This is a genomic window from Lactovum miscens (assembly GCF_014202895.1).
Classification (GTDB): Bacteria; Bacillota; Bacilli; order Lactobacillales; family Streptococcaceae; genus Lactovum; species Lactovum miscens.
The window spans coordinates 1-13,544 of the sequence record NZ_JACHHV010000012.1; the positions used below are offsets into that span (position 1 = coordinate 1).

A 13,544-nucleotide genomic window follows, 5' to 3' on the forward strand; every position below is an offset into this window, starting at 1 on the left:
CCTTTTCTACTTGTCTTCTTTCAAATTCAAGTATAAGAAATTCAGGTGTTTTTTTCTTGCTTCAGGTGGCTAAACTAATTTTACAATTTGCCATCTTAAAAAAAACTCAATTTTTTAAATAATAAAGTAGGGTGAAAAATATAATTTGCATTTCTTTCTTCTATTGTGTTAATCAATTCGATTAAAGTATAAAACAAAAATAAAAAATATCAATCAAATTTTGCAATTTGCCTTCGATAAATAAACTTGTTCGGTCAAAAAATTAAAGGGTATGAACAAAATATATATTCAGAAACCACAAAAATAGATTAGTGTTTTCAATAATTTCTTCAGCAGAAATAAATTTAGGTCTTGACAAAAGAATTAGGGAACACTTAGGCCGGAATTGTTAGGTTTTTTTTAAGGAGAATACTTAATCATATTCACAAGGTTTAAACTAGGAAAACTTCTTGAGAATTACACAAATAATTGAACGTTAATAAAAAAACATACAAAATCATTTATTGGAACAGTTACAGATAAACGTGCTTTAAGTTCATTTAACTTTAAGTATGACAATTTGATAGGGTATAATAGAAGAATAGATAGGAGTTTCATGGAAAACTATACAAAAATTGCTGAAAAATTGAATATCTCTCAAAAGCAAGTAAAAACGATTTTAGATTTGACCGCTGAAGGAAATACAGTGCCTTTTATTGCCCGTTATCGTAAGGACATGACTGGTAGTTTAGATGAGGTACAGATTAAGGCAATCATTGATGAGAATGGTTTGATGACCAAGTTAGCTGACAGGAAAAAATCAGTCTTAGCTAAGATTACAGAACTCGGAAAACTAACAGATGCTTTAGAAGCTTCGATTCAAGCAGCTGAAAAGCTCTCTGAAGTAGAAGATCTTTATCTCCCATACAAGGAAAAGAGGCGCACTAAAGGAACAATTGCGAGAGAAGCAGGACTTTTTGATCTTTCACAAATGATGGTAAAAAATCAAGTCGATATTCAGGCGGAGGCATTAAAATTCTTATCAGAGTCATTTCCAACGGTAGATAAAGCCATCCAAGGAGCTATTGATATCCTGTCTGAAATGATTGCAGAAGCAGCGCCTTTAAGAAACTGGGTGCTTTCAGAAATTAAGCGTAATAGTACTATGACGTCGACACTTAAGAAAACAGCGGTTGATGAAAAACAAATTTTTAAGATTTATTATGAATTTTCGGAAAAAGTTTCTGAGTTGCCAAATTACCGCGTGCTTGCATTAAACCGAGGAGAGAAATTAGGAATTTTAGCTGTAAAATTTGAGAATGATGACGAAAAGATAAATCGATTTTTTGAATCAAGGTTTTCTGCTCAAGGAAATCCTTATATGATGGCAGCCATCAAGGATGCAACGAAGAAGAAAATCATCCCAGCCATGGAGCGCATCGTGCGTTCTGAGTTGAATGAAAAGGCTGAAGCATCTGCAATTGAAGCATTTGGTCAAAATCTGAAAAATCTTTTATTGGTAGCTCCTCTCAAGGGTTACACAGTTTTAGGTTTTGATCCGGGCTTTAAGAATGGCTGTAAGCTTGCAGTGGTCGATGCAACTGGGAAGTTTCTGGATGCCACAGTGATCTATCCGACAAAACCTGCCTCAGCTTCACGAATTGAAGCATCAAAAAAAGAGTTAGTAGCTCTCATTAAGAAATATCATGTTGACATGATTGCGATTGGTAATGGGACTGCAAGCCGAGAGTCTGAAGCTTTTGTTGCCGAAGTAATTAAGGAAAATAAACTTGATAAGACTTTTTATGTGATTGTCTCAGAGGCTGGTGCTTCCGTTTACTCTGCAAGTGAAATTGCACGTGAAGAGTTTCCTGATCTTTCGATTGAGAAGCGATCAGCTGTCTCAATTGCTCGTCGTATACAAGATCCACTTGCTGAACTAGTAAAGATAGAACCTCAAGCGATTGGGGTAGGACAGTATCAGCATGACGTGTCTGAGAAAAAGTTGGAAGAAAATCTTGACTTCGTCGTTGAAACTGTGGTCAATCAAGTTGGAGTTAATGTAAATACAGCAAGTCCGTCACTTTTGAGCCATGTTGCAGGTTTGAATGGAACATTAGCCCAAAATATTGTGGCTTACCGAGATGAAAATGGTGCATTGAAATCTCGTGCGCAGCTAAAAAAGGTTCCTCGACTTGGAGAAAAAGCATTTGAGCAGGCGGCAGGTTTTCTACATGTTCCAGAAGGAGAAAATTTCTTAGATAATACTGGTGTTCACCCTGAATCCTATTCAGCTGTTAAGAGAATCTTTGACTTACTTCAGATTGATGAAGGAAAACTTGAGCAACTTAAGTCAGTTGATATAAAGGAGCTCGCTACAAAACTTGAAGTTGGTCCCGAAAGTTTAAAAGACATCATCGAAGACCTACTGAAGCCTGGTCGAGATTTGCGGGATAGTTTTGATGCACCAGTTCTACGTCAGGATGTTTTAGACATAAAAGACCTATTTATTGGACAAAAATTAGAAGGCGCAGTGCGAAATGTGGTCGACTTTGGCGCCTTTGTAGACATCGGTCTTCATGATGATGGTTTGGTACATATTTCAGACCTCTCAAAAAACTTTGTTAAAAATCCACATGAGGTGATTGCCGTGGGTCAGATTGTGACAGTTTGGGTTAAATTAATAGATAAAGAGCGTGGAAAAATCAATCTAACGATGATAGAGCCAAGAAGTTCAGAAAGAAAATAAGTTCAAAATTAGAGAAGTGCAATGGAGCACAATTTTTAGAATTTAAAGGAGTAGTTTTAATAATGAAAGTTCAAAAAGATTGTTGACACATTTATAAAAAAAGTATAAAATCTGAAAACTTTGAAAAAATCTGAATATTGAATTAAAAACATAAAAAGACCTTTTGAATTGTGAGCAAATCATTAAAGAATGTGTTATCCTATAAATATGTTTAAAAAAATTGTAACGGTTTTCGTTGTAATATTGGGGCTAATTGTCTTGTCTTATGGCTATTTTCACTATCAATCCAAACTAAAGAGTGTAAGTGAAAATAACATAACAAAAAGTGCAATAAAAGGTTCTGTTTTGAACAGTCAGATGGTAAGTTCATCTTCCAGCACTGCAATTAGTAACATTTCGAAGTTGGATAAAAATCTTCCAACCACCGTGCAAGAGGGACTCAAAAAGGCAGCAGCTGAAAATAAACCATTTGTTTTGACTATTTTTGTAAAATCGAATTCAACGCTTACAGATACTTTGAAAAAATCGATTTTGTCAGCTTATGGGGATGGTAGCTGGACAATTAATGTGATTAATTATAATCAAGAAACTTCAGCTGACCTTGTAAATAGTTCTCTTCTTAGTCAGGTGGGTCAAACTCGGCCAGATTTGATTTTGTATGAAGCTCCATTATTCAATGATAATTTGAATAATATTATAGATGGCTCAATCCAAAATGAAGAAAGTATCTTGTCAACGTTGTCTAAGACAGGAGCAACATTGATGGTTGAACCTTCAGCACCTATCTATAATGGTATTGTCTATCCAACGCAGGAAACAAGTTTAAAGCAAGCTGTTACAGGAAAGTATAATTACGTTGATACTTGGTCTACCTTTCCCGCTGGTAATAGTGTAGAGATGAAAAATCTCACGGTTAACGATGGTAGCTTTTATACTTTAAATGATGCCGGAAATAAAGTATGGTTAGATTATCTTAATCAGCTTTTTATATCAAAATAAGAATAAAATTTGCCTAAGAATAAAATTTATGAATTAATAGAGAACAATATTGGAGGAAATATGCAAGAGCAAACAGTGGCAACGATTGATTTAAGAGGAATGCTTGGAATATTCCGCAAACGAATTGGCTCCATCATTTTGATAATCTTCATTGTGACCGTCCTTGGTTCAGTTTATACATTTTTCATTGCAACACCAAAATATACTGCAACAACACAGCTTGTTGTCAAGTTGCCTTCATCCGATAATTCAGTAGCTTATGCGGGACAAGTTACAGGTAACATTCAGATGGCAAATACCATTAATCAAGTCATTACGAGTCCTGCAATTCTTGATAAAGTAAATACTAACCTTAATCTTGGTTCAAATGTGAATTTAACCAACAATATAAGCGCAACAAACACAACAAATTCTCAAGTAATTACGATCAATGTGACATACAGCAATCCATACACGGCTCAAAAAATTGCAAATGAAACTGCTAAAGTCTTTAGCGATAATGCCCAATCAATATTAAATGTTACGAACGTGAGTGTGCTAGCAAGTGCCACAGTCAACACCTCACCAGTCAGTCCTAAACCGAAATTTTATATTTCGATTTCAGTTATAGTCGGGCTGATCATTGGACTTGGTTTTGCTTTACTCACTGAGGCCTTGAACAACAAGGTCAGAACAGAAGAAGATATTATCGCTTTAGGATTTAACAGTTTAGGTTCAACGCCGTATGTGGATTCAAAAGATCTTCGGGTCGGTTATGAAGTAGGGACTTTACATAAAGAAGTTAAGACTGAAGTTACTTTGAGAAGAAAACACTAAGAGAGGGGGAAAGATGGCAAAGAGAAGCAAACAAATCAACACGAATCGTGAATTGATCACAAGTGTGAACCCAAAGTCTCCAATCTCAGAGCAGTATCGTACCATTCGTACGAATATTGAGTTTATGATGAGTGATCGGAATCTCAAAGCGATAATGATTACATCACCTGAAGCAGAAGTTGGTAAGTCAACGACCATTTCAAATCTTGCGGTTACCTTCGCACAACAAGGAAAAAAAGTCCTTCTGATTGATGCAGATCTTCGTAAACCGTCAGCATATATTACTTTCCATGTTGAAAATCGTGTGGGGTTGACGAACGTTTTAACAAGACAAGTGGACATTAATTCCGCTTTGCAGGGAACACGAATCAATGAAAATCTAACGATCTTAACCTCAGGCCCTATTCCCCCCAATCCTTCAGAGCTTCTTGGCTCGGAAGCTTTTCGTCTACTTATTGAAAATGTATCTCGCAGCTTTGATGTGGTTCTGGTTGATGCACCACCAATTCTTGCAGTTACTGATGCTCAGATCTTGAGCCGAATTACAGATGGTGTAATGCTTGTTGCGCGAGCAAACCAAACCAAAAAGGAAGAATTGGTTAAGGCTAAAAAATTACTTGACCAAGTTCAAGCAAATGTTTTGGGCGTGGTTCTACATGGTGTAGACTCAAAAGAAAACGCCTACTATTACTATTATGGAGCCGAATAAAGGATAAAAAATGATAGATATTCACTGTCATATATTGCCGGGAATTGATGATGGAGCAAAAACATTGGAGGACACTCTAACGATGCTGAAAGTTGCTATTGAGGAAGGAATCACTGTCATCACGGCAACTCCTCACCATAATCCTGAGTATAAAAATGAACGGCCACTGATCTTGCAGAAAGTACAAGAAGTTGAACAGATTATTGAGGAGAATAATCTTCCAATTCAAGTTCTTCCTGGGCAAGAAGTAAGGGCATATGGTGAAGTGATCGCAGACTTTAAGGATAACAAGCTTTTGACGGCAGCAGATAATTCGCGGTTTGTGTTGATTGAATTTCCAAGTGATCATGTACCAGGTTATGCAAGTCAACTCTTCTACCAAATGCAGTCAAATGGGTTCCAACCCATACTTGTACATCCAGAGCGTAATTCAGAGATTATTGAAAATCCAAATATCCTCTATGATCTAGTTAACAAAGGCGCGTTAAGCCAGATAACAGCGTCTAGTGTGACAGGACATTTTGGAAGAAAGATCCAAAAGTTAACCTATCAAATCGTCGAAAATAATCTAGCTCACTTTATCGCCTCTGATGCCCACAATGTGACATCACGAAGCTTTAAAATGAAAGAAGCATTAAAAATTATAGGGGACGAATTCGGTTTTGAATTATCAGAATATTATAAAAATAATTCTAAGCAGGTTATTATTGATGGACAAATCTACCCAGACAAGCCATCAAAAATTAAAAACAAAAAAATTTTAGGACTATTTTAAAATGTAAATTTGGAGAGTATGCATGGAAGAAGGCAATAGTTTATTTTTAATGGATAAACATCATCATAGGGAGTATGATGAAATACTAATTAAAAAAGGGTTAGTGGATCTAAAAAAATGGTCTATGACTGAGCTTTTCATCAAACGATTCTTGGATATTTTTGGAGGAATTGTTGGTACTTTAATTTGTATTATTGTTGCACTTATTTTGATAATTCCATATATAACTAGTAATGAAAAAGATAAGGGACCTATATTTTTTAAACAAAAGCGCAGGGGAGTACATGGAGAAATTTTTTATATCTTAAAATTTCGGACTATGATTGTGGATGCTGATACTTATCTAGAAAACCATCCAAAAGTGAAGCAAAAGTATCATGAGAACGGAAATAAATTGTTGGATGATCCCAGAATTACAAGGCTAGGTCAATTTATAAGGCAATACTCGATTGATGAACTTCCTCAATTTATTAATGTACTAAAAGGGGACATGGCACTAGTTGGTCCAAGACCAATTTTACTCTTTGAAGCAAAAGAGTATGCCGAAAAACTTCCCTATTTACTCATGTGTAGGCCCGGTATTACAGGATTTTGGACTACTCACGGAAGAAGCAAGGTACTTTTTCCAGAGAGAGCAGATTTAGAACTACAATATCTCAAATATCATAGTACTACCAAGGATATAAAACTTCTCGCAATTACTATTTGTCAAATTTTTAAAGGAACGGATGCGTACTAATAAAAGAACATGAAAAATAAAAAAATGAAGCTCTTGTTAATTAGTCAAAGTGGAAGAGGCGGTCTAAGAAAGCATTTATGTGACATATTAACGAATATAGATTACAGTAATTTTGATATATGGATTGCATACAATGACTTTGAAGTTGATGATAAATTTAGAGATACAATAAATAAATTAGGTGAAAAAGTGAAACCTATTTTGATTGAGGAATTTGTTAGAGAGATCAATTTAAAAAAAGATTTTCAAACTTATCTAAAAATAAGTGGGCTTATTAAAAAAATCGAACCAGACATAGTACATTGTCATAGTTCAAAAGCTGGAGTAATTGGAAGAATTGCTGCTAAAATCAACCATGTGCCAAAAATTTTTTATACGGCACATGGCTATGCTTTTTTATCACCGGAGTTTTCAAATAAAAAGAAAAAGCTATTTGTATTTATCGAACGTTTTTTAAGTAAATATGCAACAACCAAAAATATTAATACTTCTTACGGTGAAAAAGAAGCAGCTCTGAAAGAAAAAATTGACATATCTTCAAAGTTTGATGTCATTTATAATGGACTAGAAGTTATAAAGTATCCTTTAAAAAAAGATATCAGAAGATTGTTACGAATTCCTCTAGACAATTTTCTCTTTGGTACAATGGCTCGTATGGATTTTCCTAAAAATCCAGAATTATTTTTCTCAATTGCAAATAAGGTTGTTAAAATTGATTCCAATATTCATTTTCTATGGATTGGAGATGGCGAATATAAATCAAAAATTAATAAGTATATTTTAGACAATAATTTGAGTTCTAATGTCCATTTAATGGATTACCAAGAAAACACAGATATCTTGGTAAAGGGGTTTGATGCTTTTTTATCAACGTCCAATGGAGAGAGTTTTGGTTATTCAGTAGTAGAAGCACAAAGAGCAGGGGTTCCTTTATTATTAACAGATGTGATGGGGCATCAAGAAATGATCTTAGAAAATATTAATGGAAGACTTTTTTCGAAGGAAAGTATTTTGAATAATATTTCTGAGGTCTTTAATTTCATTGAGTGGGCAAAATATATGGATAGATCGAAAATAACAGATTCTTTTTCAGGGCGATTTTCAATTGAAAAAATGATTGATCAAATAACTAAGGAGTATGAATGAAAAAGCAAGTTTTAAGTTATACCAGTAATTTACTTCTTTGTCGCACAGATAGGAAACGATATTTTAAATATTTGAACATACTAAATAATGAAAGTTCGAAAAGACACCTTTTCAATATTTACAGACTTTTTTGGATTAAGAGACAAGATTCTAGAAATAATTGTTCTTTTGGGGCAAATATAGGTAAAGGAGCTACATTTGAAGAAAAACCTCATTTTCCACATGGATTTAATGGAATTATTATTCATCCTAATGTTAAAGGTGGGAAGAATATTACTATATTACATCAGGTAACAATTGGAGAAAGTTTTAGTAACAATGAAGGATGTCCAATATTAAAGTCCGATATTTTTATTGGGGCAGGGGCCAAAATTTTGGGTAATATAGTAATTGGTAATCATGTTAAAATAGGTGCAAATGCTGTTGTGACTAAAAATGTTCCGGACCATTGTACAGTGATTGGTTATAATAAACAACTAACTGGAAAAAAATTATGAAAGTCTAGTATCTAATGTTAATTTATTTTATTTTACCTACTATTATGCTTATAGTTTATCTGATAACTAAGCCTTATCAGCTAAGGGCATTATTTATAATTATTTCATTTGGTATGATGGGGTTAGTAGGGGCTTTAAGGGCAAGTAGTGTAGGTGTAGATACAGGAACTTATGAATTTCTTTTTACATATTTTACAGGTGATCCTACAACTGCAAGGCACTATCCAACTTATGACTATTTAAGTCGATTTGTTCAACTCTTTTCATCCAATCCGCATGCAATTACAGTGGTAGTTTCTACTTTGACAGCTATCTTATTCGCAATATTTTTAATTAGAGTTAAGGAAGTTAACGCATTGTTTGCTGTCTTTCTGTATCAGGCATTCCTACTTTTTGGGACAAGCATGAATTCATCAAGACAATTTCTGGCAATTAGTTTAGTAGCAAACGCAGCAATATTTTTATTTAAAAAAAAGTGGATTTATTTTATAGTTCTTGTTATAGTGGCAATTGGGGTTCATTCAACAGCGGTTGTTTCATTAGTCTTAATTCCAATTTATTTTTTAAAGTGGAGTAAAAAAACAATGATTTCTTTTCTAGGTATTATTTCTATTATATTCCCGATTAAAAATTTCATGTTAGTTCAATTTATGAAAATTTTCCCAGATTATGCCATTTATGATGGCCGTGGCGGCCTGAGTGCTAACACACAGGGAGCTGGGGGCTCAGCCCTATTTAATTTATTTATTTTTGTTGTTTACTTTGGAATAATTTACTTTCTTTTACAAAGAGAAACAGCATTCACAAAATTTGAAAGTAATATTATATATAGTTATGGAATTTATGCTTATCTTGATTTAATTTTATCTAATCTAGTTATTTTGCAACGGATCTTCATGTATTTCTCATTAATGGGAATTATTGCAATTCCTCTTTTATTTAGAAAATTGTCCGAAAATGTTGACAGAAGGACATATTATTTTATAAATTCAGTATTTATCCTTTTTATGATATTTTATCTATATATTCAACTTGAACATGACTATATTGGAATTGTACCTTATTTATTTTTTTAGGAGAAGCAAAGATGAAGAAGATAGTTGTTATTATGTCTGCATATAATGGTGAAAAATATATTCGTGAACAAATCGATAGTATTTTGAATCAAGATTATACAAATTTTTACATAAGCATCCGAGATGATGGCTCCTTGGATAAAACAAATAAAATTTTGAATGAGTATAAATCAAACAATGCTCAGATTAAAGTTGAATTTGGGGAAAATCAAGGATATAGTAAAAGTTTTTTTGATTTATTGAAAAAAGAAGAAGCTGACTACTACGCTTTAGCAGATCAAGATGACATTTGGTTAGCTAATAAATTAAGTACAGCTATTTCTGATATACAAAATCATGAAAGAGATAATTTACCATTATTATGGTTCTCAAATTTAGATTTATATGATGGAGAAATGAATTATATAGGTACACCAAATCCTGATAAACGTAACTATGATCTAGCAAGTTCTCTTTTTACTTGTATTGGTCCAGGCATGTCTTATGTTATAAATAGGGAAGCTCGAGATAGAATAATAAATTATTCTACTGATACAATTCACGAGCATGATTTTTGGATATCACGTGTAGTGGAGGCTACAGGAAAGGTAATTTACAATCCAAAATCCTTCATAAAGTATCGAAGACATAAAAGTAATGCTTCCCAATACTCTAAAAGCACAAGTGAACGTATTAAACTTGGGTTAAAAAGGTTAATCACTTCAGATGTTTATAAGAATACAAAGGAAGAAAATATACTTTTAGAAGAGCGTTATAGATACCAGATGAACGAGAAAAATTTAAAAATTCTTTCAATGTATAATGATCATAGTTTAAAAGGGCGCTTAAAGAAAGTACTAACTAAAGATAGATTAAAAGATAATTTGAGAAATGAAATTATATTCCGTCTTATATTGTTATTAAATATTCTATAAATGAGGTAACTATGCAAAGAATCAAAGAACTTATTAAAATGACCGGAAATCCTACAATATTTTTTTTTAGTATTATTAAATCTTTTTATTGGAATTTTAGGATTTTTGGTTTAAAGAGAGCTTTATCAACACCAATTTTGTTTCATTACAGAACAAAAATAAAAGTTCCTAAAGGAAGCATAAAGGTATTTTATGGTAAGAGAGTATACTATGGATTTGATGGATCTGCTTGGATCTCGCGTGTTCCACAGACTAGCCTAGTCATTACAAGTGGGATTCTCGAATTTAAAGGTAAGGCTTTGATTGGACAATCACCCAATATTAGAATTGATAGTGGTGGAAAAGTCATATTCGGGGATGGTATTTTTATAAATAAGAATTTTAGATTAAAAATTGTTTCTGAGTTTTATTTAGGAAATAATGCTTTAATTGCCTCTAATATAAGTATTCGTGATGATGATGGACATGAAATTAATGGTAAACAAGAAGTTATGCCTATAAAAATTGATGAACATTGCTGGATTGGAGATGATGTTTTGATTTTAAAAGGGACTAAGTTGGGAAAAGGTTGTGTAGTAGGTGCTAGAAGTGTAGTTACACAATCAATTTCTAGAAGTTTTCTTCCAACTTATGATGTAATAGGCGGTAACCCAGCAAAAATTATAAAAGAAATTGCATGCTGGAAAGCATGGTAAAAGGGAAACGGGAGAAATATATAATGAAGCAAATGAATTTTGGAATAGTTTATAAATGTAAACGAAGAATTCAGGTTTTTTTTTTGAATCGTAAAGGTAATAGAGTTGACTACTCTGTCACAACTTTTAGCCAATGTCACTATGAGGGAGCGGTTTCTATTTTTTATAATTGTTATATTTCAAGTTCAGATATAGGATATGGTAGTTTAATTAATCATCATTGTCAATTATCAAAAACAAAAATTGGCAGATATTCTTGTTTAGCACCTTATTGCAATACGATGCTAACAAATCATCCGGTAACTGAGTCAGTTGCAACAAGTTCAATATTCTATAGCGATACACATTCAAAAATTATTGATTACAATCCACAAAGTAATTTCAAATCTGAAAAATTTACTGATAACTTAGGAAAATATACTGTTGAAATTGGAAATGATTGCTGGTTAGGATTGGGCGTAAAGATTTTAAACTCCATCAAAATTGGAGATGGGGCAGTAATTGCTGCTGGAGCAGTTGTTACAAAAGATGTTCCACCGTATGCAATTGTCGGAGGAGTGCCAGCCAAAATTATTAAATATAGATTTACAGAAGATTTAATTGAGAAATTATTAAAAATAAAGTGGTGGGATTGGGATATTAACACTATCAAGGAGCGCGCTAAAGAGTTCGATGATATTTATAACTTTGTAGATACCTATTACAAGAATTGAGAAAAAATGGATAAATTGAAAAAGATTATTTACACTTGTATCACAGGAGAATATGATACCCCTGAAGAACATTATTATGTGGATCCAAATTTTCGGTATATTTGTTATACTGACAAAAAGGTTTTACCCCAAAAAAGTATATGGGAATTCCGTCCTTTGAAATATTCTTCTGCTGATAATGTTCGAAATGCTAGATGGCACAAACTTTATCCTCATAAATTGTTTCCCCAATATGAGGAGAGTCTATGGATAGATGGAAATATAAATATTACCTCGAAAGAATTTTTTGAAAAAATGTATTACTTAAGGGGGAGTGAGTTTATTGCAACAGTAAAACATGAGCGTGCAAAAACGTTATCAGATGAAGTTCATGAATGTATTATTCAAAAAAAAGATAGTAAAAGTACAATCTGTGCACAACATCAATTAATTAAATCTAGTGGATTTGACGGAAATTATGATGGTCAACGATTCTTTGAGACAAATGTTATTCTCCGTCGTCATTGTGATATGAGAAGTCAAAAATTGGCAGATGATTGGTGGTATTGGATTAAGAATTATAGTTATCGTGATCAACTAAGCTTTACTTTTGTACTTTGGAACAATCAGTTTATTGTTCAAGATCTTTTTGAAGATTATCTTCGTTATGCTAACTTTATTAAAATAACAAATCACGGTAATACTCCTAAATTACTTGAGAGAAAAGTAGCCGGACTTAAAAGAAAACTTAAAATTTACTAAATTAAGGGACATGTTAGTAGTAAAAAATTATAAATATATTGAAATTTATTTATATTGTAAGGAATGTTTATGAATTCAGAAAAGAATTTTTATCTCAAAACAAAAAATCGAGCAGTAAATTTATTTAGAAATATTCAAAATTTTAATTTGAGAAGATATTTCTATTATTCAAAAACAAAAAATAAGAAGGATTTTAAATATTATTTGTCTGCAGCCATTATTATCAAAAATGAAGCAGATTATGTTGCTGAATGGATTGAATACCATCTACTGGTGGGCTTTGATCATTTTTATATTTATGATAATGGCAGTGATGATGATATTCAAAAAGTATTAGCTCCTTACGTAGCGGAAAATATAATTGAATACATTAATTACCCAGGTGAAGGAATGCAACTTTCAATGATAAATGATGCAATCAGGCGTTCATCATCTGAAACATTTTGGCTTGCAATCAATGATATTGATGAGTTTTTTGTCCCTAAAACTTCCAACACAGTATCAGTTTTCTTAAAAGAGTTTGAATCATTTCCAGCTGTAGAAGTTAACTGGTTAGTTTATGGCAGTAGTGGCCAATTTAAAAAAAATAAGGGACTTGTAATTGAACGATTTAATAAACATTCAAGTCCATCAGAGTATTTTTCTAATCATTTTGTTAAACTTATATATAATCCTAGAGCAACCAGTTATGGTGATGTCCATCGGGGATTTTATTGGAACCTAAAACTTGCTGTAAATACAGACAAAGAAAAAACAAGACTCACTGCACTACAACGTCAAGGAAAATTTGATAAGCTTGTCATAAATCATTATTATACTAAAAGTTTTGAGGAGTATCAAAATAAAATGGGAAAACCACAGGTTGATGGTACAGCACCACTTCACAATATGAAAAGTTGGGAAAATGATGATGAAAAATCAAAGATTGAAGATAATATCATGGGCAAATATATAATGGAAGTACGTAAAAATATCTTTAACAGATTTAAAGAGTAA

At 32.7% G+C, this 13,544-nt stretch carries 14 protein-coding genes; all 14 read left to right on the forward strand.

Annotated elements, in window-relative coordinates:
• The first annotated feature begins 595 nt into the window (after positions 1-595).
• Entirely contained in the window at positions 596-2,728 is a 2,133-nt protein-coding gene (locus tag HNQ37_RS04240; RefSeq protein WP_183539620.1) for a Tex family protein, read from the forward strand.
• Positions 2,729-2,935: 207 nt separating this feature from the next.
• On the forward strand, positions 2,936-3,727 hold the full coding sequence (locus HNQ37_RS04245) for a polysaccharide biosynthesis protein (protein WP_183539623.1): 792 nt from the start codon (positions 2,936-2,938) through the stop codon (positions 3,725-3,727).
• 60 nt (positions 3,728-3,787) lie between these two features.
• Entirely contained in the window at positions 3,788-4,543 is a 756-nt protein-coding gene (locus HNQ37_RS04250) for a Wzz/FepE/Etk N-terminal domain-containing protein (protein ID WP_183539625.1), read from the forward strand.
• A gap of 13 nt (positions 4,544-4,556) precedes the next feature.
• Positions 4,557-5,252 carry a polysaccharide biosynthesis tyrosine autokinase gene (locus HNQ37_RS04255; RefSeq protein WP_183539627.1) on the forward strand — a complete coding sequence of 232 codons (696 nt, stop codon included), beginning with the start codon at positions 4,557-4,559 and terminating at the stop codon, positions 5,250-5,252.
• Between the two features lie 10 nt (positions 5,253-5,262).
• Complete coding sequence (locus HNQ37_RS04260; protein ID WP_183539629.1) at positions 5,263-6,027, forward strand: tyrosine-protein phosphatase; 765 nt, start codon at positions 5,263-5,265, stop codon at positions 6,025-6,027.
• A gap of 22 nt (positions 6,028-6,049) precedes the next feature.
• On the forward strand, positions 6,050-6,766 hold the full coding sequence (locus tag HNQ37_RS04265; RefSeq protein ID WP_246415595.1) for a sugar transferase: 717 nt from the start codon (positions 6,050-6,052) through the stop codon (positions 6,764-6,766).
• Between the two features lie 9 nt (positions 6,767-6,775).
• Positions 6,776-7,912 (forward strand): glycosyltransferase, encoded by a 1,137-nt coding sequence (locus HNQ37_RS04270; RefSeq protein ID WP_183539631.1) that lies wholly within the window; start codon positions 6,776-6,778, stop codon positions 7,910-7,912.
• Positions 7,909-8,409 carry a serine acetyltransferase gene (locus HNQ37_RS04275; protein ID WP_183539633.1) on the forward strand — a complete coding sequence of 167 codons (501 nt, stop codon included), beginning with the start codon at positions 7,909-7,911 and terminating at the stop codon, positions 8,407-8,409. Before HNQ37_RS04270 ends, HNQ37_RS04275 begins: the two co-directional genes overlap by 4 nt.
• Positions 8,410-8,423: 14 nt before the next feature.
• A complete protein-coding gene (locus tag HNQ37_RS04280) occupies positions 8,424-9,485 on the forward strand; it encodes an EpsG family protein (RefSeq protein ID WP_183539635.1) in 1,062 nt (353 codons plus the stop codon).
• A gap of 11 nt (positions 9,486-9,496) precedes the next feature.
• Positions 9,497-10,399: a glycosyltransferase gene (locus HNQ37_RS04285; RefSeq protein WP_183539637.1), complete on the forward strand. Its 903-nt coding sequence runs from the start codon at positions 9,497-9,499 to the stop codon at positions 10,397-10,399.
• An 11-nt stretch (positions 10,400-10,410) separates the two neighbouring features.
• Entirely contained in the window at positions 10,411-11,094 is a 684-nt protein-coding gene (locus HNQ37_RS04290) for an acyltransferase (protein WP_183539639.1), read from the forward strand.
• Between the two features lie 32 nt (positions 11,095-11,126).
• Positions 11,127-11,807, forward strand: a complete 681-nt coding sequence (locus HNQ37_RS08570; protein ID WP_183539641.1) for a CatB-related O-acetyltransferase — start codon at positions 11,127-11,129, stop codon at positions 11,805-11,807.
• Positions 11,808-11,813: 6 nt separating this feature from the next.
• Complete coding sequence (locus HNQ37_RS04300) at positions 11,814-12,548, forward strand: glycosyltransferase domain-containing protein (RefSeq protein ID WP_183539643.1); 735 nt, start codon at positions 11,814-11,816, stop codon at positions 12,546-12,548.
• A gap of 69 nt (positions 12,549-12,617) precedes the next feature.
• Positions 12,618-13,544 carry a glycosyltransferase family 92 protein gene (locus HNQ37_RS04305; protein ID WP_183539645.1) on the forward strand — a complete coding sequence of 309 codons (927 nt, stop codon included), beginning with the start codon at positions 12,618-12,620 and terminating at the stop codon, positions 13,542-13,544.